This is a genomic window from Phytohabitans rumicis (assembly GCF_011764445.1).
Taxonomy (GTDB): domain Bacteria; phylum Actinomycetota; class Actinomycetes; order Mycobacteriales; family Micromonosporaceae; genus Phytohabitans; species Phytohabitans rumicis.
Genome location: NZ_BLPG01000001.1, coordinates 5,227,604 through 5,247,250 on the forward strand (window position 1 = coordinate 5,227,604; position 19,647 = coordinate 5,247,250).

Genomic DNA, 19,647 nt, shown 5'->3' on the forward strand with positions numbered 1-19,647 from the left:
AAGGGCCCCTTGTTATCGCTTTTTGAATAACAAGGGGCCCTTCCTAACGCCTCAGTCGTTGGCGTGTAGGGCGGCGTTCAGTTCTACGCCGGTGCCTCGCCGGGGGCGGGCCTCCAGGGCGCCGGTCACCGAGTTGCGCAGGAAGAGCAGGCCGGACCGGCCGGACAGGGCCGCCGCCTTGACGATCTCGCCGGTCGGGAGAGTGATCTTGGAGCCGGCGGTCACGTAGCAGCCGGCCTCGACCACGCAGTCGTCGCCGAGCGAGATGCCGATGCCGGCGTTCGCGCCGATCAGGCACCGCTCGCCGATCTGGATGCGCTCCCTGCCGCCGCCGGAGAGCGTACCCATGATGGATGCGCCGCCGCCCACGTCGGACCCGTCGCCGACGACGACGCCCGCGCTGATCCGGCCCTCGACCATCGAGGCGCCGAGCGTGCCGGCGTTGAAGTTCACGAAGCCCTCGTGCATAACCGTCGTGCCGGCCGCCAGGTGGGCGCCGAGGCGGACCCGGTCGGCGTCGGCGATCCGCACCCCGCCCGGCACCACGTAGTCGACCATGCGCGGGAACTTGTCGATGCCGTAGATGGTCAGGTGCCGGCCCGGGAGCGCTCGATGAGGCGCAGCTCGTCGACCCAGTCCGGCGGGCACGGCCCGGCCGAGGTCCAGGCGACGTTGGCCAGGACGCCGAAGACGCCGTCGAGGTTGATGTCGCCCGGCCGCACCTGGCGGTGCGAGAGCAGGTGCAGCCGCAGGTACGCGTCGGCGGCGTCCTTGGGCGGGTCCTCCAGCGACCCGATCTCGGTGCGCACGGCGACGGTACGCAGGAGCGGGAGCGACCGTTCGCCGACGACCGTGACGGGCACCTCGTCGGCCGGGGCGACCCCCAGCCCGAGCTTGCCGGCCGGATACCAGGCGTCCAGCACCTGGTCATCGGTCGTCACGGTGGCAAGTCCGAGGCCCCAGGCCGGCAAACTCTGCATGACGAAAAGGTACCGTGCCTGGCATGGCGAACCCGCTGACCCCCGAGGTTATGGCCGACCCGGTGGCGCTCACCCGCGCGCTGGTCGACATCGAGTCGGTCTCTCTCAACGAGAAGGAGATCGCGGACTGCGTGGAGGAGGTGCTCCAGGCCGCGCCGCACCTGTCCGTCCAGCGGTACGGCAACACGGTCATGGCGCGTACCGACGTCGGCCGCAGCGAGCGCGTCGTGCTCGCCGGACACCTCGACACGGTGCCGCACAACGACAACTTCCCGGCCACCATCCAGGACGACCTGATCTTCGGGTGCGGCACCGCGGACATGAAGTCGGGGGTCGCGTTCGCCCTGCACCTGGCCGTGACGGTGCCGCAGCCGCGGTTCGACGTGACGTACTTCTTCTACGAGGCCGAGGAGATCGAGGCCCAGTACAACGGGCTCTACCTGGTCGCGGCGGCCCACCCGGAGTGGCTGGCGGCGGACTTCGCGCTGTTGCTCGAACCGACGTACGGGGTGGTGGAGGCGGGCTGCCAGGGCACCATGCGGGCGCGGGTCGTCTCGACCGGCCGGCGGGCCCACTCGGCGCGCTCGTGGCGGGGCGTCAACGCGATCCACGCCGCGGGCGAGGTGCTCAACAGGCTGAAGGCGTACGAGCCGCGCACGGTCACGATCGACGGTTGCACGTACCGCGAAGGGCTCAACGCGGTGCGCATCAACGGCGGGGTCGCCGGCAACGTCATCCCCGACCGGTGCGAGGTGGATGTCAACTACCGCTTCGCACCCGACCGGAGCGAGGCCGAGGCGCACGCCCACGTACGGGAGATCTTCGCCGGCTTCGAGATCGAGGTGACCGACTCGGCGGGCGGCGCCCTGCCGGGCCTCACCGCCCCACCCGCCCGCGAATTCCTGGCCGCCGTCGGCGAGGCGCCGGTGGCCAAGCTGGGTTGGACTGATGTGTCCCGGTTTGCCGCCATGGGCATCCCGGCGCTCAACTTTGGCCCCGGCGATCCCAACCTCGCCCACGCCCCCGACGAGCATGTGGAGATCGGGAAGATCCGCGACGGTGCGGCGACCCTGCACCGCTGGTTGGCCTCCTAGCTAGGCCGCCGTGCCGGTCTGCGGCTCGCGCCGCGGTGCGAGCGTGGCGTTGTCGCCCTGGTTGGCGGCCATCCTTCGCTCGGCCACCACCTCGCGGATCCGGCGCTGCATCTGCCGACGCTGGCGGATCATCTCGTTTCGGGTCATCACGGTCGTCCCCTCCCCGCTCCGTGTATACCCAGTATGTGAAATCTAAGACGCATGACGCGCCGGTTTGGTTGCCTCCATCTCAGGAGTAGCCCCGCACTACGGTTGATTCCATGAACCACATAAACCGCGGCCGCATTCCAGGTCCCGAGCGTCACCGTGGGGCGGTCACGCTGCGTCGCGAAGCGATCCCGGGGAGTACGGCTGACGAGCGGTTGCTCGACTCCCGGCAGCGGGCGGAGTGGAAGACGAAGGACGCGTGGCGGGCACTGCGGATCCTGTCCGAGTTCGTCGAGGGGTTCGACACGCTGGCGGATCTGCCGCCCGCGGTCAGTGTCTTCGGTTCGGCCCGCAGCAAGGTGGACAGCCCCGAGTGCGAGATGGCGGAGCGGCTCGGCGCCGCCCTCGCGCACGCCGGGTACGCCGTGATCACCGGCGGCGGGCCAGGCGTGATGGAGGCGGCCAACAAGGGCGCCAACGAGGCCGGCGGGCTGTCGGTGGGGCTCGGCATCGAGCTGCCGTTCGAGCAGGGCATCAACGAGTGGGTCGACATGGGCATCGACTTCCGCTACTTCTTCGCCCGCAAGACCATGTTCGTCAAGTACGCGCAGGCGTTCGTCGTACTGCCCGGCGGCTTCGGGACGATGGACGAGCTCTTCGAGGCGCTCACGCTGGTGCAGACCGGCAAGGTCACCCGGTTCCCGGTCGTACTCATGGGGTCGGCGTACTGGCGCGGCCTGCTGGCCTGGCTGCGCGAGACGATGGCGGCCGAAAGCAAGATCGGCCCGGCCGACCTCGAACTGATGCTGGTCACCGACGACGTCGACGAGGCCGTGCGGCACATCGTGCAGGCCGACGCCGCGCTGGCCGCGGAGCAGGAGGCCCTCAAGTCGTCCGCCCAGTCTTCCTCGTCCCCCGAGACGGGGCGCTGACGTGGCCGCGATCTGCGTCTTCTGCGCCTCCTCGCGCACGCTGGACCAGCGCTGGCTGGACCTGGCCCACGAGACCGGCCGGGAGATCGCCCGGCGCGGGCACACCCTGGTCTCCGGCGGCGGTCGCGTCGGGATGATGGGCGCGGTCGCCGAGGGTGCCCGGGCCGGCGGCGCGTTCACCCTCGGGGTGATGCCGCAGACCCTGGTCGACCGCGAGATCGCCGACACCGACGCGGACGAGCTGGTGGTCACCGACGGCATGCTCAGCCGCAAGGCCCTGATGATCGAGAAGTCGGACGCGTTCATCACCCTGCCCGGCGGACTGGGCACGCTCGACGAGCTCTTCGAGGTGTGGACGACCGGGATGCTGGGCATGCACCGCAAGCCCATCGTGCTCGTCGACGCGGACGGCTTCTACGCCGGCCTGGTCGACTGGCTGGGTGGTCTGGCCCGTACGTCGTTCGCCCGCTCGGACGCCCTCGACCTGCTGATCGTCGCCGACTCCGTACCCGCCGCCCTGGACGCCGTCGAGTCCCGCGTCGCCCACTGACGCCCGCGCGCCCGCTGTCCGCGCGCCCGCTGTCCGCGCGCCCGCTGTCCGCGCGCCCGCTGTCCGCGCGCCCGCTGTCCGCGCGCCCCGCGTGGCCCGCGCGCCTGCGCGGCGCGTCGATCAAGGGATTGCGCGTCGATCAAGGGCATATGGCCGTGCTTTGATCTCCGATCCACGACCGTATGCCCTTGATCGGCGAGAGAGTCCTTGATCGACGCGCCGCGCAGGCGCGCGCAGCGCGCGGCCCGCGGAGCGCGCGGCCCGCGGAGCGCGCGGCCCGCGGAGCGCCGCGCGGAGGCCCGTGGCGGGCCGGGCGGACGTGGCGGGCGGCCGCGCGGCGGCCCGTGGCGGGCCGGACGGGTCGGTGGGGCGCCGATCATCGGCGGGATTTGACCCGACACGCCTCGTGATTCCGGACACGCCGCACCCCCGACTGTGGACACAATCTGTGCTCCGGTCGCCACCCACGGGCATCGGAAAACACGATGGAGGGGCACGTGAAGAAGACGGTTGGGATCCTGGCGGCGGCGCTGTTCGGCGCGGCCCTCTCGCTCGCGGGCGTGGCGCCGGCCAGCGCGGCCACGCCGAGCCTGCGCTTCCACGGCGCGCAGTACGACTCGCCCGGCACGGACAACCGCACCAACGCGAGCCTCAACGCCGAGTGGGTCTCGCTCGTCAACACCGGTGCCAAAGCGGTGAACCTCAACGGGTACACGATCCGGGACAAGGCCGGGCACGTGTACAAGTTCGGCAGCGTCACGATCGCCGCGAAGGGCGGCCGGATCTGGCTGCACACCGGTTCCGGCAAGAACGACGCCAAGAACCGCTACTGGGGCAGCAAGGCGTACATCTGGAACAACAACGGGGACACCGCCTACCTGCGCAACGCCGCCGGCAAGCAGGTCGACTCCTGCGCCTGGGCGTACAAGAAGGGACGCTCCTGGGTGGGCTGCTGACCGCGGTCGTCGTACGGGCGTGGTGTGATGGGCGGCGTGCAGGCGTACCGGCTGGTCCGCCGGCCGGCCGACGCCGCGCCGGAGCGACTCGACGACCCCTTGCAGCGGCACGTCATCGGGCACACCGACGGGCCGCTGCTGGTCATCGGCGGTCCCGGCACCGGTAAGACGGACACGCTGGTCGAGGCGGTCGCCGCCCGCGTCGACGAGGGCACCGATCCGGAGCGGATCCTGGTGCTCACGTTCGGGCGGCGCTCCGCAACCGCGCTGCGCCACCGGATCGAGGCGCGGGTGGCCGGCCCTCGGGCCGGCTCGGTCCGAGACGATAAGCGAAGCGACGAGTCCGGACCGAGCCGGCCCGAGGGCCGAGCGGGAGCGGAGCGACCGCCAGCTGGCAGAGCGGTAACGGCCGCGTCGTGCACGAGCCGCTCGTGCGCACCTTCCACGCGTACGCCTTCGGTCTGCTCCGCCGCGCGGCCGCCGAGCGTGGTGAGCCCTCGCCCGGCTGCTCACCGGGCCCGAGCAGGATCTGGTCATCCGCGAGCTGCTGCAGGCCGCGGACGACGACTGGCCGCCGGGGCTGCGGCCGGCGCTACCCACGCGGGCGTTCGCCGGGCAGCTGCGCGACCTGCTGCTGCGCGCCGCCGAGCGCGGGGTCAGCCCGGCCGAGCTGGCCCGGCTGGGCGACCGGCTGGGCCGCGCCGACTGGCGGGCCGCCGCGCGCTTCCTGCACGAGTACGTCGCGGTGCTGGCCCTGCGCGACGCCACCACCCGGGGCTCGGTGGCCTACGACAACGCCGAGCTGGTCCGCGCCGCCGCCGGGCTGCTCAGCGACGATCCGGAGCTGCTGGCGCAGGAGCGGCGCCGGCTGGAGCACGTCTACGTCGACGAGCTGGCCGACACCGACCCGGCCCAGATGGGGCTGCTGTCCCTTGTGGCCGGTGGCGGCAAGCGGGTGGTGGCGTTCGCCGACCCGGACTCGTCGACGTACGCGTTCCGCGGCGCCGACCCGACCGCCGTCGGCACGTTCACGCACCGCTTCCGTACCGCCTCGGGCGCGGTCGCGCCAGCCGTCAACCTGCACACCAACTACCGCACCGGCGGCGAGCTGCTCGCCGCGACCGGGCGCGTCGCACGCCGGCTGCGCGGGCCGGCCGGCCACCGCGCACAGACCCCGGCCGCCGAGGTCACCAGCGCCGTCGAGGTGCGGACCTTCCGGACCGGCACCAGCGAGTCCGGGTACGTCGCACACGTGCTCCGCCAGGCCCATCTGCTGGACGGGGTGCCGTGGTCGCGCATGGCCGTACTCGTGCGGTCGACGGTCTTGCAGCTCGCGTCGTTGCAGCGGGCGTTGCACGCGGCCGGCGTGCCGACGGTGACCCAGGCCGAAGATCTGCCGCTGCACCTGCAGCCGGCGGTGGCGCCGCTGCTGCTGCTCCTGCGCTGTGCGCTGGAGCCGGACCGGCTGGACGAGGAGGCGGCGGTCTCGCTGCTGCACTCGCCGCTGGGCGGGGCGGACCCGCTCGGCGAGCGCCGGCTGCGTCAGGGGCTGCGGGCGCTCGCGCTGGCCGGTGGCGACCCGCGCCCATCCGGTGAGCTGCTGGTCGACGCGCTGCGCGATCCGGCGGAGCTGGCCGCGGTCGAGCGCCGCTGGGCCGCGCCCGCGAAGGCCATCGCGGCCCTCATCGCCACCGCGAAGGAGGCGGCGGCGAATCCCGGCGCGACGGTGGAAGACGTGCTGTGGGCGGTGTGGCGGGCCAGTGGGCTGGCCGAGCGGTGGTACGGCCTGACCGCCCGCGGCGGGCCGGTCGGCGACGCCGGTGAGGAGCGGGGCCTGCAGTGGCGGGGCGTGGCGGCCGACCGCGACCTCGACGCGGTCGTGGCGCTCTTCGACACCGCGGCGCGCTTCGTCGACCGGCTCCCCGGCGCGCGGACCGAGATCTTCCTCGACCACGTCTTCGGCCAGGAGCTGCCGGCCGACTCGATCGCGCCGAGCGCCGACCGCGGCGAGGCCGTACGGCTGCTGACCGCCCACGCCGCCAAGGGCCTGGAGTGGGACGTCGTGGTGGTCGCCGGCGTACAGGAAGGGATCTGGCCCGATCTGCGCCTGCGTGGCAGCCTGCTCGGCTCGGAGCGCCTGGTCGACGTGCTCGCCGGCCGGGCCGACGCGGCCGGCGTCGCCGCGTCGCTGGTGGGCCAGACGTCGGCGCTGCTCGACGAGGAGCGGCGGCTGTTCTACGTGGCCACCACCCGGGCGCGGCGGCGGCTGCTGGTGACCGCGGTCGCGTCCGCGGCGGTGGGCGGCAGCGACCACGAGGAGCAGCCGAGCCGGTTCCTGCACGAGCTGATGCCGGTGTCCGAGTCCGATGAGGACGCCGACGAGTTGCCCGTCGGGCGGCTGCCCCGCGCGCTGACGCTGCCCGCGTTGGTGGCCGAGCTGCGTACCGCGGTGACCGACCCGGCCTCGCCCGCGGAGCGCAAGCGCGCGGCGGCGGCCGAGCTGGCCCGGCTGGCCCTCGCGGGCGTGCCCGGCGCGCACCCGAACGACTGGTGGGGCCTGCGCGAGCTGTCCGACGACCGGCCGCTGGTCGACGAGGGCGAGCCGGTCAAGGTAACGCCGTCCACGATGGAGAGTGCGCTGCGGTGCAGCCTGCGCTGGCTGCTGGAGCGGCACGGCGGCAGCCCGCCGGCCAGCGCGGCGCAGGGCGTGGGCAACCTCGTGCACGCCGCGGCGATGCTCGCCGAAGACGCCACGGTCGACCGGGGGCAGCTGCTGGAGTACATCGCGGGGCGGTTCGACGCGATCGAGCTGGCCGCCCAGTGGATGGCCGGCGCCGAGCGGGCCCGCGCCGAGGCGATGGTCGACAAGCTGCTGCGCTGGCTGGCGACCAACCCGCGGCGGCTGCTCGCGATCGAGCACGAGTTCGCGGTGCGGCTGGCCGACCCGCTGCGCCCGGTCGACCTGACCGGCCGGGTCGACCGGCTGGAGCTGGACGCCGACGGCCGGCTCGTCGTCGTCGACCTCAAGACCGGCAAGACCACGTCGGTCACCGAGGCGGAGCTCGCCGAGCATCCGCAGCTCGGGGCGTACCAGGCGGCGGTCGAGGCGGGGGCGTTCGCCGAGCACGGCGACGAGACCGGCGGGGCGTCGCTGGTGCAGCTCGGCACCACCGCGAAGGAGGCCAAGGAGCAGGCCCAGGCCGCCGTCGGCGAGGGCGAGGAGCCGGGCTGGGCCGGCGCACTGGTACGGCGTACCGCCGAGACGATGGCGGCCTCGACCTTCCACGCGGTGGCCAACTCCCGTTGCCGGGTGTGCCCGGTGCGCAGTAGCTGCCCGATCTCTGGCAAGGGCCGGCAGGTGGTCGAGCCATGATCGAGCTGTTTTCCACGGCCCACGCCGAGGCCGGGCCGCGGTACACGCCGCACGAGCTGGCCTCGATGCTGCGGCTGCACCCGCCGACGCCGGAGCAGGCCGCGATCATCTCGGCGCCGGTGGAGCCGCTGCTCGTGGTGGCCGGCGCCGGGTCGGGCAAGACCGAGACGATGGCGGCGCGGGTGCTGTGGCTGGTCGCCAACGGATATGCCAGCCCCGAGCAGGTGCTGGGCCTCACGTTCACCCGCAAGGCGGCCGGCGAGCTGGCCCACCGGGTGCGCACCCGGCTCGGCCAGCTGGTCCGCCGGCTCGGCCGCGAGGAGCTGCTGGCCGGCGAGCCCACCGTGGCCACCTACCACTCGTACGCGGCCCGCATCGTCGTGGAGCACGGCCTGCGCGCCGGATACGAGCCGTCCGCGCGGCTGCTCACCGAGGCGTCCCGGTGGCAGATCGTCGACCTGCTGGTGCGCAACTACACCGGCGACATGACGGACGTCCACTTCGCACCGTCCACTGTGACCGACGCGGTGCTGGCGCTGGCCGGCGACATGGCCGAGCACCTGGTCACCACCGACGAGCTGGCGGCGTGGACCGGCCGGTTCTTCGCCGACGTGCAGTCCCGGCCGGGCAAGGTCGCCGCGGCGGTGCGGGACGCGCTGGCCCGCCAGCAGGTGCGGTTGAAGCTGCTGCCGCTGGTACGGGCGTACGAGGTGCGCAAGAACGACTACGAGGCGATGGACTTCGGCGACCAGATGGCCCGCGCGGCCCGGGTCGCCCGCGACCATCCCGAGGTCGGCGCGATCGAGCGGGAGCGCTTCAAGGTGGTGCTGCTCGACGAGTACCAGGACACCAGCCATGCCCAGGTCGTGCTGCTGAGGTCACTGTTCGGGCAGGGGCATCCGGTGGCGGCGGTCGGCGACCCGTGCCAGTCCATCTACGGCTGGCGCGGGGCGAGCGCGGGCACGCTCGACCGCTTTCCGGCCGAGTTCGGCGGCGCGGCCGAGCGCACTCTCACCACTAGCTGGCGCAACCGGCCCGAAGTGCTGGGCGTGGCCAACGCGCTGTCCACGCCGCTGCGGGCCGCCGGGGCGCGGGTCGCCGAGCTCACCGCAGCCGCCCGCGTGGACGCCCGCATCGGGGGCGCCGCCGTCCACTGTGCACTGCTGGAGACGTACGCGGACGAGGCGGCCTGGATCGCGGACAGCATGGTCAAGGCGTGGCTGGTCGCGGCGGACCTGCCGGATGCCCTGCCCGAGCAGGTCCCGATCGAGCAGCGGCCGACCAGCGCCGTGCTGGTGCGGCTGCGCAGCCAGATCCCGGCGATCGAGGCGGCGCTGCGCGAGCGCGGGGTGCCGGTCGAGGTGGTCGGCCTCGGCGGCCTGCTGGACACCCCGGAGGTACGCGACGTCGTCTGCACGCTGCGGGTGCTCGCCGACCCGACCGACGGCGCGTCGCTGCTGCGGCTGCTGACCGGCGCCCGCTGGCGGATCGGCCCGCGCGACCTGGTCGCCCTCTACCGGCGGTCGCGGGCCATCGCGGCCGCCCGCCGGGGGTTGGCGCCGGTGCCGGAGGAGCCGGAGATCGTGCCCGACCGGCTGGACGAGTCCAGCCTGGTGGAAGCGCTGGCCGACCCGGGGCCCGCGCCGTCGTACTCGGCGGAGGGGTACGCGCGGCTGCGGGCGTACGGACGGGAGCTGGCCCTCCTGCGGCACCGGCTCGACCAGCCCTGCCCGACCTCATCGCGGACGTGGAGCGCACCACCGGCCTCGACGTCGAGGTGGCCGTGCGCGCCGGCGCCGACGCCGGGCTCGCCCGCGGGCACCTCGACGCGCTGGGTGACGTGGCGGCCCGGTTCGCGCGCGACACCGACGGCGGCACGCTGGGCGGCTTCCTGGCGTTCCTCGCCGCGGCCGAAGACGAGGAGCGCGGGCTCTCCCCGGGCGAAGTCGACGTGGTCGAGGGCGCGGTGCAGATCCTCACCGCCCACGCGGCCAAGGGCCTGGAGTGGGATGTGGTCGCGGTCGCCGGCCTGACGCGGGGCGTGTGGCCGGGGCCGGTGCGCGCCTCCGACCACTACCTGAAAGGGCTGGGCGTGCTGCCGTTCCCGCTGCGCGGCGACGCGGACGGGCTGCCCCACCTCGTGCTCGACGACGCCGAAGATCAGCGCGGGGTGGCGCAGGCGGTGGAGGCGTTCGCCGAGGACTGGGCCGCGCACGACGAGCGGGAGGAGCGGCGCCTGGCGTACGTGGCGGTCACCCGCCCGCGCCGGCTGCTGCTGTGCTCCGGGTACTGGTGGGGCGAGGGGGTGAAGAAGCCGCGCGGGCCGTCCGTCTTCCTCACCGAGATCCGCGACCAGTGCCTGGCGGGCAGCGGTGCCGTGGTGGCGTGGGAGCCCGAGCCGCTGCCGGACGCCGGCAACCCCACGACCGAGGTGGTGGCCACCGCGGAGTGGCCCGCCGATCCGCTGGGTCCGCGGCGCCCCGCGATCACCGAGGCGGCGGCACTGGTACGCGGGATGATGGCCGCCCCTTCTTCGTCGGATGACACGGCTTGGCGGCACGAGGTCGACATGCTGCTCGCCGAGCGGGACCGCCAGGCCCGGCACGACGGGCCGAAGCGGATCGCCCTGCCCGGCCACCTGTCCGTGTCGCAGCTCGTCACGCTGCGCCGCGACCCGCAGTCGCTGGCCCGGTCGCTGCGCCGCCCGATGCCGGCCCGCCCCGACCCGTACTCCCGCCGGGGCACCGCGTTTCACCTGTGGCTGGAGCAGCGCTTCGGCGCCGAGCGGCTGCTCGACGTCGACGAGTTGCCCGGCGCCGCCGACGAGGACGCGGCACCCGACGATGCGCTCGCCGAGCTGCAGGAGCGGTTCCTGGCCAGCGAGTGGGCAGACCGTACGCCGGTCGAGGTCGAGGTGCCGTTCGCCACGGTGATCGCCGGCGTGGTCGTACGAGGGCGGATGGACGCGGTCTTCGCCGACCCGGGCCGGCGGTACGACGTGGTCGACTGGAAGACCGGCCGCCAACCGTCCGGTGTGGAGGCGACCGCCGCCGCGGTGCAGCTCGCCGCGTACCGGGTGGCGTGGGCGGAGCTGACCGGGGTGCCGGTCGAGCACGTGCGGGCCGCGTTCCACTACGTGCGCGAGGGTGTGACCGTGCGCCCCGCCGACCTGCTCGACGCGGCGGGGCTGACCGCGCTGCTGAGCGCCGTACCCGTGGAGAGCCTTGAGCGGAACTCCGGTTGAGCGCCGTCGTGAGCGACCCCGGCTCCCAGCGGAACTGGAAGGTGACCCATGATTCGCATCGACAACGCGCAGCGGCGGGCCCGGCTCGCCGTACGCCATCACCTGGCCCGGCCGCGCGGGCGGCGACCCCGGCGGCGGCGACCGAGGGCGTCGTGGCCCTGCACTCCACCGACCCGGCGTCGGTGTTCCTGTCCGTGTGGGCCCGCACCGCCCCCGCGACGGTCGAGGCGATCGAGCGCGCCCTGTACGAGGACCGATCGCTGATCCGGATGCTCGGCATGCGCCGGACGATCTTCGTGGTGCCGACCGAGCTGGCGCCGGTGATCCAGGCGTCCACCACCGACGCGATCGCGGCGGTGCAGCGCCGGACGTACACGCAGATCATCGTCAAGGCCGGCGTCGGCGACGGCGGCTGGCTCAAGGAGGTCGAGGAGGGCACCGCGCGGGTGCTCGCCGCCCGGGGCGAGGCCACCGGCGCGGAGCTGTCGGCCGACGAGCCGCGGCTGCGCACGCAGGTGCTGATGGCCGAGGGCAAGAACTACGAGCGGCGCGCCAACATCACCACGTGGGTGCTCTTCCTGCTCGCCGCCGAGGGCCGGATCGTGCGCGGGCGGCCGCGTGGCACCTGGGTCAGCAGCCAGTACCGCTGGTCGCCGGTGGAGTCGTGGCTGCCGGGCGGGATGGCCTCGGTAGAAGCGGACGTGGCCCGAGCCGAGCTGGTCCGGCGCTGGCTCGGCGCGTTCGGCCCCGGCACGCCGGCCGAGATCAAGTGGTGGACCGGATGGACCGTCGGCCACGTCAAGCAGGCGCTGGCCGCGATCAAGCCGGTCGAGGTCGAGACGGAGAGCGGCACCGGGCTGGTGCTGCCCGACGACGTGGCGCCGATCTCTCCTGTCGATCCCTGGGTCGCCTTCCTGCCCGCGCTCGACCCCACGCCGATGGGCTGGTCGGACCGCTCCTGGTATCTCGGGCCGCACGGGCAGGTGCTCTTCGACCGGTCCGGCAACGTCGGCCCGACCGTGTGGAGCGACGGCCGCATCGTCGGCGGCTGGGCGCAACGGCCCGACGGCGAGGTCGTCTACCGGCTGCTGGAGGACGTCGGCGCCGACACGGCGGCCGCGGTGGACGCGACCGCCGGCCGGCTGACCGAGTGGATCGGGCCGGTGCGGGTTACCCCGCGCTTCCGGACCCCGTTGGAGCGTGAGTTGGTTTCCTAGGAGGGAGTGCCACGGCGCCTACCAGCGCCGGGGCACTCCCGACGAAGCGAACCTGGACCAGTCGTTGTCCCCGCTGTTCGTACGCATGTACGAATTCTAGATGGGCCCACCGACACTTTTGACGAGGTGGAGCAGGGCCTCCCCGTACGCCTCGGCCGGCTCGGCGGCGTCGAAGTCGTACGTGGAGCCGAGCAGCTCGATCGTCACCTGGTAACCGCCGGGGGTCCGGTCCAGCCGGCGAAACGTGCCGCCCAGGAGCTCGCGGAGCTGGTCCTCGCGCGGCAGCCAAACCGCCTCGTCCTTCTCCACGTCGTCAAGCGCCCACTCGGTGGTGCCGTTGAACCCGATGATCTGTCCCTCGGGCAGCTCGTGCACCTCGATGGTCATGTTGCTGAGCACGAACACGTCGTCGTCCAGGTCGCGGTCCGGGATGGCGAACCGGTCCCCGGCGGCCGGCTTCCACGCCAGCCCAGCCTCCCGCAGCCGGCCAGCCTGATCGAGCGAAATCACCGTCCCATGGTCCCACCCACCGTCCCCGCCCTGAGCCACGCTCCGCGCTCCCCCTCTACGCCGATCCCGCTGGGCGCCCCTCTTTCTGCGCCGGTCCCGCTCGCAGCCCCTCTTTCTGCGTCGATCAAGGGCAAACGGTCGTGGTTTGATCTCTTTTCCGCGACCATTTGTCCTTGATCGACGGGGAATTCCTTGATCGACGGGGGTCGTGAGTCTGTCGTGGGCGTTCGCCGTGGAGCGCACCGGACCTGAGGGTGGCCCGGCTGTGTGCCTGGACCGAACGGCCGGCCACTGCGCGCCTCAGTCCGCGTTCGCCGGGCCGGGCCGTCTTGCCTCCCGGTCCGTGCCCGGCCAACCGCGCTCCGGCTCCCTCGCCGATCAAGGACTTACGCGTCGATCAAGGGCAAACGGTCGTGGTTTAGAGATCAAAGCACGACCATATGCCCTTGATCGACGGGGAGAGCCCTTGATCGGCGCGGCGAGGCGAGGCACGGCGAGGCACGGCGTGGGGAGGCGAGGCGTGGGGGGAGCGATTGCAAAGAGAGTTTTGCAAAAAAGTCTTTGGGGTCGTAGGGTGAGGGTGTGAAGGAGCCGTACTACGAGCCGAACGTGCGGGACACCGAGACGCTGCGGGCCGTCGCGCACCCGATCCGGTCGAAGATCCTGGGGTTGCTCCGCTACGAAGGGCCCGCCACCGCCTCCGAGTTGGGGCGGCGGCTCGACGAGTCGAGCGGCTCGACCAGTTACCACCTGCGGCAGCTCGCGCGGTACGGGTTCGTCGAGGAGGACCCGGACCAGCCCAACCGGCGCGACAAGCGGTGGCGGGCCGCGCACGTCGTCACGAGTTGGCGGCGCGCCGAGCTGACCGACGATCCGGAGTGGCGGCAGATCAGCGACGCCCTGGAGCGCCGCCAGATTCTCAAGGCGGTCGACGAGTTCCAGCGCTGGTTCGCCAGCGAGGAGCGCCTCGACCCGCGCTGGCACTCGACCGGCGGCATCTTCGACAACCTGCTGCGCCTCACGCCGTCCCAGCTCGGCGCGCTGGACGCCGAGCTGATGGCCGTCTACGACCGCTACCGCACCGACCCGCCGCCGGCCGAGCCCGGCGAGCCGGTCCGGCACGTGGCCGTCTACCAGCAGCTGCTCGCCTTCGAAGAATCGCCGCTGTAATGATCACCGTTAAGCAGGCCCAGTTCCGCTACCTCGTACTCACCGGACTGCGCTGGTCCTCCGTCGGCCTGGTCCTTCCGGTGCAGGTGCTGCTCTTCGCCGCCCGCGGCATCGACCTGCCGACCATCGGCCTGCTCATGGCCCTCTACTCCGGTCTCGTGGTCGCGCTCGAGCTGCCCACCGGCGGCCTCGCCGACCAGCTCGGCCGGCGCCGCACCATGCTGCTCGCCTCGGTCTTCCTGGTCGCGTCGCCGCTGATCGCGGCGTTCGCCCAGGTGTGGTGGCATTTCGCGCTGGTCTCGGTGGCGTCGGCCATCGGCCGGGCGCTGGGCTCCGGCCCGGTCGAAGCCTGGTACGTCGACACGGTCCGCGCCGCCGACAGCACCGCCTCGCTGCGTACGGGGATCTCGTGGGGTTGGGCGGTGGAGTGCCTGGGGCTCGGGCTCTTCGCGATCGTGGGTGGCGCCGTTCCGCAGTTCTTCGGCGGCCTGCGCGGCGACGGCGTGCTCACGCCGTTCTCCGTACCCGCGCTGGCAGCCGCCGCCGTCGCGGCCGTCAGCCTGGTCGCGCACGCCGCGCTCATGACGGAAACCCGCAGGTCCGCGGCGGGCAGTGCCCGTGCGGCGGCGCGGGCCGTGCCCGGCCAGATCGCTCACGGGGTACGCCTCGCCGGCCGCGACCCGGTGATCCGCCGGCTGGTCGTGCGCACCGCCGCGGTCGGGTTGGCCATCAACACGCTGGAGACCCTGTCACCTCTGCAGTTCGCCGACCTGCTCGGCGGAGCCGAACGCGGCGCCACGGCGTACGGGTTGCTGGCCGCCGGCGCGTTTCTCGGCACGGCGGCCGGGTCGGCGGCGGCGCCGGCGCTGTGCCGCATCCGTTCGTCGGAGCCGCTCTCGGTCGCGGCGATCGGGACTGGACTGTCCACAGTGGCGCTCGGCGCGCTGGCGCTGTCCGCGGCCGGCGTCGGCGGGTTCGCGCTGGCCGCGGTGGCCTACCTCGCCACGTACGTCCTGGCTGGACCGTCTGGCCCGCTCGCGGCCGAGGCGCTGCACAACCGGGTGGGCGCGGGGGAGCGGGCCACGCTGGTCTCGGTCGCGTCGCTGGCGTTGCAGTTGGGCGGGTTCGTCGGTTCGCTCGGGGTGTCCTGGCTGGCCGCGTGGGCCGGTTACGCGTACGGCTGGGTGGCCGCCACCCTGGCTCTGACGGTCGCGGCCCTGGTCACGGTGGGTGCGCAGCGGGCGAGCCGGCTCCCCGTCGCCGTCCCGCCCACCGAGGTGGTCGCCGCGGGACGCCAGTAGTTCACCCGTTTGCGTCCGATGGGCGACTGTATCGAGACGCGCCTTGCCGGATCCTGTCCTATGGGGGGATTGGGGTGAGGCTGATCATGACCGAAGCCGGGACCGGAGTGGTACGTGAGTTCCTCGTCGTGCTGGCGCTCGCTCTGGTCGGCCTGCTACTCGCGGTGATCGCCGCGTTCGCGCCGTGGTACGCCACGCCCGCGGACGCCGGTGGCACGCAGGTGGTCGAGATGCACGCTCCGGCACTGCCCGGCAGCGACACCGGGGGCGTGGCCGTCGACGCGGGCTGAGCCGGCGTGGTGTTCACTGGAGAGCATGCCTGCCAACACTGATCCGCGGCCGTGGGGTGCGGGCATGGTGACCAAGGCCGGCACGCCGGTGCTGCCGCCACCGGGCGCGCCGGCCCCGGTGACGCCGCCGCGGGAGCCGGGCCAGGAGCGGCGCCGGCTGCTGTGGTACGCCGGTGCGGCGGGCGGCATGCTGCTGATCGGTCTCGTCCTGGTGCTGGTGATGACGCTGTCCGGCAACCCCGACCCGTTCGGGAGCAAACCGGCCGGCCCTTCAGACGTACGGCCGCCGCTGGCCCGAGCGTGCCCGGCGCCGACCTCGACGGTGGAGCCGCAGCCGGTCGACCCGGGCCCACCGCCCAGCGGCGCGCGCACGGTCGACACCGAGGCCGGCATCTCGTACGCGGCGTACGGCGCACCGTGGGAGCCGTGGCGCACCGTGTGGAACGCCGGCACGCTCCAGGTGCCGTACAAGGCCGGGCAGCATTTCGTCACCGAGATCTACAGCGGTGGTACCTACCACGCCTCGATCCTGTCCGCCGCCGTCCCGGCCGCCGACAACGACGCCGTGGCGATCAACCTGGAGTGCGTGGGCCGGCAAGTCGCGGCCGACGTACGCGCCGAGTACTACCCGCAGCCGACCACAATGGACCTGCACCGCGACGAGCGCACCGTCCTTGGCGGACGGCCGGCGTGGGTCACGGTGTTCCGGCTGCACTTCGACCGATCCGGGCTCAAGGCCACCGACGAGCTGGCCGGGGTCGCGGTCATCGACGTGGGCAAGCCGACCGCGGCGGTGCTGTACGTGTCGATCCCCGGCACGCACCGCCAGTTCGACTACGTGGTCGACGAGGTCCTGGACTCCGTCCGCCCCGCCTGAGATCCTCGCGTGCCGCACTGGTGGTGTACTTGTGCACCGGGTGCGGTGTACTATTGCACCACGCTGTGGAGGGAGCGACCGCCATGATCAGATCTGCCGACGCAGGAGTCGTACATGGTCAGCCCGGGACGGCACCCGAAGAAAGAGATCGCCGATGCGTTGCGCCGTGGACAGACGGCCAGCCTTACGGTACGTGAGATCCACCGCGGCCATCGCTGGGGAGAGTTGGTGTGCATACCATGTCAGGCCAGTCGCGATGGCTACTCGACACCGAGGGACCCGGGCACACACGCGAAGCAGCTCGACCGCTTCATCCGGGACCACATTCACCCGGAGCCGGCCGACCGGCGGGAGGCGTCATAGCGGAGGGGCCGTCATGCCCGTGCATACGTTCACGCTGATTCTTGACCGCCGACCGTCGGATGAGGAGTTGGCGACGCTGTTCGACACCGGCTGCGACGACGTGACGTTTGGCGTCGAGGACGGGTTGCCCGTCGCCGACTTCGACCGCAGCGCACCGATGGCGGCGGACGCGATCGCCTCGGCCGTGCGCGACCTCGACTCCATCGGTGTCACCGCCCGCCGGCTGCTCGACCAGGATCTACTGACGCTGGCGGACATCGCCGACCGGATCGGTCGCAGCCGCGAGGCGGTGCGGCGCTACGCGGCCGGCACGCGCGGTCCCGGTGGATTTCCGGCTCCCGTCAACCCGGCTCGGGAGGGCACGGTTTTCTACCGGTGGAGCGAGGTGGCGCCGTGGCTCCGCGATCACCTCGACATCGATCTGCCCAAGGTGGACCTGGTCTTTGTGGTCGCCAACCTCGTGCTCCAGACGAGGCTGCACCGGGAGCACGTGCCACATATGTCCGCGTTGACCGACCTGCTCTCCGTCTAGCTAGACGGTCACGTCACCAGCACGAGGCGGAGGGCGCCGGCGGAGACGAGCGTCGCCAATCCCACGCGCAGCAGGCGATCCGGCAGGCGTCCGGCGAGGCGGGCGCCGAGGTAGCCGCCGGCCACGCCTCCCGCTCCGAGGGCCAGGCCGAGGGGCCAGTTCGGGGTGGTCACGGCGGTGTGGCCGGCCAGGTCCAGGGCGGCGTACGTGGCAAGCCCGGTCACCGAGACGGTCAGCGTGGTGACCAGGGCGGCACCGGAGACGCGGGCCACCGGCCAGCCGGTCAGCAGCAGCGTCGCCGGGGCGGCGAGCACGGCCCCGCCCAGCCCGTAGAAGCCGCCCAGCGCTCCGCTGGCGGCCCCGACGACGTACAGGAGGGTGGTCCCGCGTAGCCCGGCCGACCGTGCCGGGCGGGGCAGCGCCAGGGTGGCGGCGACCACCAGCAGCAGGGCGGCGACCAGCAGCCGGAAGGCCGGCGAGTCGCCGAGCAGAAAGACGTTGACCAGGGCCCCGCCGACCGCGGCCGGTACGGCGGAGCCGGCGAGCGTACGGGTGAGCCGCCAGTCGATGTGCGGATGGCGGGCGATCCCGGCCGGCGTCGACACGGCGTTGTAGAGCAGGTTGGTGGCGCTGGCCACGGTGCCACCCTGCCCGAAGACGGTGAGCAGCACGGGCAGCAGGAGCAGGCCGCCGGAGACGCCGGTCGGGGTGCCGACGGCCGCCGCCAGCGCGCCCAGTAGGGCGGCCAGCGCCAGATCCGCGCCGTTCAGCGCGCGACGCTCCGCGGCGTGGCCAGCAGGTCGGCGAGGCTGGTCTGATCGACGACGTCCTCGATGGCCGAGTGCACGGCGAGCCACACGTCGCGCAGCCCGGTCGCCACCCCGTGGTACGTGGCGTAGTCGGCCGGCAGCCCACGTACCGTCGTCAGCGACCCGCTCACCGCGCGGAGCACGTCGCCGATGGTGATGTCGGCGGCGGGCCGGGACAGGGCGTACCCGCCCTCGACGCCGCGGTGGCTGTGCAGCAGGCCGGCCCGGCGCAGGTCGAGCAGGATGCCCTGCAGGAAGCTGAGCGGGATGTCCTGGGTCGCGGCGAGCGAGGCCGCCTTGACCAGGTCATTGTTGCCGTCCGCGGCGATCGCGAGCATCGCGCGGACGGCGTAGTCACTGCGGGCCGAGACGTACACCGGAAACCTCCCCAGGAGTCCTCACGAATTGGCCCGGTCGAGCACGCCCCAGCGGCGCCGTACCGCCCGGTCTGCCGCACCGAACGCGGCGTCCACGAGGATGCCGAGCACCAGGATCTCGATCATGATGGACATCAGCCGCTCCGCGTCGGCCAGTTCCCGCGCGGCGGTGAGCTGGAAGCCGATCGAGGTCTTGCTTGCGATCACGACCAGCAGTTCGCCCGCCATCAGGCTGCGCCAGGCGAACGCCCAGCCCTGCTTGAGTCCCGCGATGATCGCCGGCAGCGCGGCCGGCACGATGACGTACCGGTAGAGGCTGAGACCACGGGCGCCGACGTTGCGGCCGGCGCGCAGCAGCAGCGGCGGGATGTAGTCCAGCCCGTAGATCACCCCGTTGGCGATGGACGGCGCGGCGCCGAGCACCACCACGAAGAAGATCGCCTGCTCGCTGAGCTGGAAGAGCAGGATCGCGAGTGGGAACCAGGCGATCGACGGCATGGTCTGCATCGCAGTGATCATGGAGCCGATGGCGGCCCGCAGGATCCGGATGCGGGCGACCGCGAGGCCGAGCAGGAGCCCGATGGTGAGCGCGGCGCCGAAGCCCACAGCGGCCCGGCGGCCGGTGGTGGCGAGGCCGCTCCAGAACGCCTCCTGGGTGACGTACTCGCCCAGATCGCCGAAGACCATGGCGGGCGACGGGAGCGAGTACGTCGGCTTCCACTCGAACCACACGAGGATCTGCCAGACGAGGATGACCAATCCGATGGCGGCGAACTTCGGCCAGAGGTTGGCCCAGATCCGGCCGGCGCGGGTCGTCACCTTCTGCTGCGAGGCGATCTCCAGCGCGTCGAGGCCGGAGAGCGTCTTGGCCTCCGCCTTGGCGGCGAGCAGATCATTGGCCATGGCGGCCCACCTCCGTACGCAG

At 72.9% G+C, this 19,647-nt stretch carries 16 protein-coding genes and 3 pseudogenes; 13 read left to right on the forward strand and 6 right to left on the reverse strand.

Annotated elements, in window-relative coordinates; translation table 11 throughout:
- Nucleotides 1–51 precede the first annotated feature (51 nt).
- Nucleotides 52–980 (reverse strand): annotated as a pseudogene (gene dapD, locus Prum_RS23660) (2,3,4,5-tetrahydropyridine-2,6-dicarboxylate N-succinyltransferase).
- A 23-nt stretch (nt 981–1,003) separates the two neighbouring features.
- On the opposite strand from dapD, the gene dapE reads away from it, so the two are divergent.
- A complete protein-coding gene (gene dapE, locus Prum_RS23665; protein ID WP_173078487.1) occupies nt 1,004–2,074 on the forward strand; it encodes a succinyl-diaminopimelate desuccinylase in 1,071 nt (356 codons plus the stop codon).
- On the opposite strand, the gene Prum_RS23670 is transcribed toward dapE, so the two are convergent.
- Nucleotides 2,075–2,221, reverse strand: coding sequence for a hypothetical protein (locus Prum_RS23670; RefSeq protein ID WP_173072760.1), 147 nt, complete (start codon nt 2,219–2,221; stop codon nt 2,075–2,077).
- 113 nt (nt 2,222–2,334) lie between these two features.
- On the opposite strand from Prum_RS23670, the gene Prum_RS23675 reads away from it, so the two are divergent.
- From Prum_RS23675 to Prum_RS23705, 7 genes and pseudogenes are all read left to right on the forward strand, one after another.
- Nucleotides 2,335–3,153, forward strand: coding sequence for an LOG family protein (locus tag Prum_RS23675; protein WP_173078488.1), 819 nt, complete (start codon nt 2,335–2,337; stop codon nt 3,151–3,153).
- A gap of 1 nt (nt 3,154) precedes the next feature.
- On the forward strand, nt 3,155–3,703 hold the full coding sequence (locus Prum_RS23680; RefSeq protein WP_173078489.1) for an LOG family protein: 549 nt from the start codon (nt 3,155–3,157) through the stop codon (nt 3,701–3,703).
- A 497-nt stretch (nt 3,704–4,200) separates the two neighbouring features.
- Nucleotides 4,201–4,659, forward strand: a complete 459-nt coding sequence (locus Prum_RS23685) for a lamin tail domain-containing protein (RefSeq protein WP_173078490.1) — start codon at nt 4,201–4,203, stop codon at nt 4,657–4,659.
- A gap of 27 nt (nt 4,660–4,686) precedes the next feature.
- Nucleotides 4,687–4,959: pseudogene (locus tag Prum_RS55155) on the forward strand (UvrD-helicase domain-containing protein); the annotation flags it as partial.
- A gap of 280 nt (nt 4,960–5,239) precedes the next feature.
- Nucleotides 5,240–8,032, forward strand: coding sequence for an ATP-dependent helicase (locus Prum_RS23695; RefSeq protein WP_371871383.1), 2,793 nt, complete (start codon nt 5,240–5,242; stop codon nt 8,030–8,032).
- Nucleotides 8,029–11,276, forward strand: a pseudogene (locus Prum_RS23700) (ATP-dependent helicase). The gene Prum_RS23695 and the pseudogene Prum_RS23700 overlap by 4 nt, the downstream one beginning before the upstream one ends.
- Nucleotides 11,273–12,493 (forward strand): winged helix DNA-binding domain-containing protein, encoded by a 1,221-nt coding sequence (locus tag Prum_RS23705; RefSeq protein WP_218577310.1) that lies wholly within the window; start codon nt 11,273–11,275, stop codon nt 12,491–12,493. Before Prum_RS23700 ends, Prum_RS23705 begins: the two are co-directional and overlap by 4 nt.
- Nucleotides 12,494–12,589: 96 nt before the next feature.
- Here the strand turns inward: Prum_RS23705 and Prum_RS23710 are convergent, their stop codons facing one another.
- Complete coding sequence (locus Prum_RS23710) at nt 12,590–13,003, reverse strand: pilus assembly protein CpaE (RefSeq protein ID WP_173078491.1); 414 nt, start codon at nt 13,001–13,003, stop codon at nt 12,590–12,592.
- Between the two features lie 582 nt (nt 13,004–13,585).
- On the opposite strand from Prum_RS23710, the gene Prum_RS23715 reads away from it, so the two are divergent.
- The 5 genes from Prum_RS23715 to Prum_RS23735 all read left to right on the forward strand — a co-directional run bounded on the left by Prum_RS23715 (nt 13,586) and on the right by Prum_RS23735 (nt 17,536).
- Nucleotides 13,586–14,173 (forward strand): winged helix-turn-helix domain-containing protein, encoded by a 588-nt coding sequence (locus tag Prum_RS23715; RefSeq protein ID WP_173078492.1) that lies wholly within the window; start codon nt 13,586–13,588, stop codon nt 14,171–14,173.
- A complete protein-coding gene (locus Prum_RS23720) occupies nt 14,173–15,474 on the forward strand; it encodes an MFS transporter (RefSeq protein WP_173078493.1) in 1,302 nt (433 codons plus the stop codon). The genes Prum_RS23715 and Prum_RS23720 overlap by 1 nt, the downstream gene beginning before the upstream one ends.
- Before the next feature lie 86 nt (nt 15,475–15,560).
- Entirely contained in the window at nt 15,561–15,764 is a 204-nt protein-coding gene (locus tag Prum_RS23725; RefSeq protein ID WP_173078494.1) for a hypothetical protein, read from the forward strand.
- Nucleotides 15,765–15,789: 25 nt separating this feature from the next.
- Nucleotides 15,790–16,641: a hypothetical protein gene (locus Prum_RS23730; RefSeq protein WP_173078495.1), complete on the forward strand. Its 852-nt coding sequence runs from the start codon at nt 15,790–15,792 to the stop codon at nt 16,639–16,641.
- Between the two features lie 376 nt (nt 16,642–17,017).
- Entirely contained in the window at nt 17,018–17,536 is a 519-nt protein-coding gene (locus Prum_RS23735) for a helix-turn-helix transcriptional regulator (RefSeq protein WP_173078496.1), read from the forward strand.
- A gap of 8 nt (nt 17,537–17,544) precedes the next feature.
- On the opposite strand, the gene Prum_RS23740 is transcribed toward Prum_RS23735, so the two are convergent.
- From Prum_RS23740 to Prum_RS23750, 3 genes are read right to left on the reverse strand one after another with little or no spacing between them, the layout of a single operon-like run.
- Entirely contained in the window at nt 17,545–18,393 is an 849-nt protein-coding gene (locus tag Prum_RS23740; protein WP_173078497.1) for a sulfite exporter TauE/SafE family protein, read from the reverse strand.
- Complete coding sequence (locus Prum_RS23745) at nt 18,303–18,722, reverse strand: RrF2 family transcriptional regulator (RefSeq protein WP_173078498.1); 420 nt, start codon at nt 18,720–18,722, stop codon at nt 18,303–18,305. The genes Prum_RS23740 and Prum_RS23745 overlap by 91 nt, the downstream gene beginning before the upstream one ends.
- Nucleotides 18,723–18,743: 21 nt before the next feature.
- A complete protein-coding gene (locus Prum_RS23750; RefSeq protein ID WP_173078499.1) occupies nt 18,744–19,625 on the reverse strand; it encodes an ABC transporter permease in 882 nt (293 codons plus the stop codon).
- Nucleotides 19,626–19,647 lie beyond the last annotated feature (22 nt).

Excerpts from the sequence above, each read along its gene's own strand:
- dapE (WP_173078487.1), top strand. The coding sequence starts at position 1,004 with ATGGCGAACCCGCTGACCCCCGAGGTTATGGCCGACCCGGTGGCGCTC.
- Prum_RS23670 (WP_173072760.1), bottom strand. The coding sequence starts at position 2,221 with ATGACCCGAAACGAGATGATCCGCCAGCGTCGGCAGATGCAGCGCCGG.
- Prum_RS23675 (WP_173078488.1), top strand. The coding sequence starts at position 2,335 with ATGAACCACATAAACCGCGGCCGCATTCCAGGTCCCGAGCGTCACCGT.
- Prum_RS23720 (WP_173078493.1), top strand. The coding sequence starts at position 14,173 with ATGATCACCGTTAAGCAGGCCCAGTTCCGCTACCTCGTACTCACCGGA.
- Prum_RS23725 (WP_173078494.1), top strand. The coding sequence starts at position 15,561 with ATGACCGAAGCCGGGACCGGAGTGGTACGTGAGTTCCTCGTCGTGCTG.
- Prum_RS23730 (WP_173078495.1), top strand. The coding sequence starts at position 15,790 with ATGCCTGCCAACACTGATCCGCGGCCGTGGGGTGCGGGCATGGTGACC.
- Prum_RS23735 (WP_173078496.1), top strand. The coding sequence starts at position 17,018 with ATGCCCGTGCATACGTTCACGCTGATTCTTGACCGCCGACCGTCGGAT.
- Prum_RS23750 (WP_173078499.1), bottom strand. The coding sequence starts at position 19,625 with ATGGCCAATGATCTGCTCGCCGCCAAGGCGGAGGCCAAGACGCTCTCC.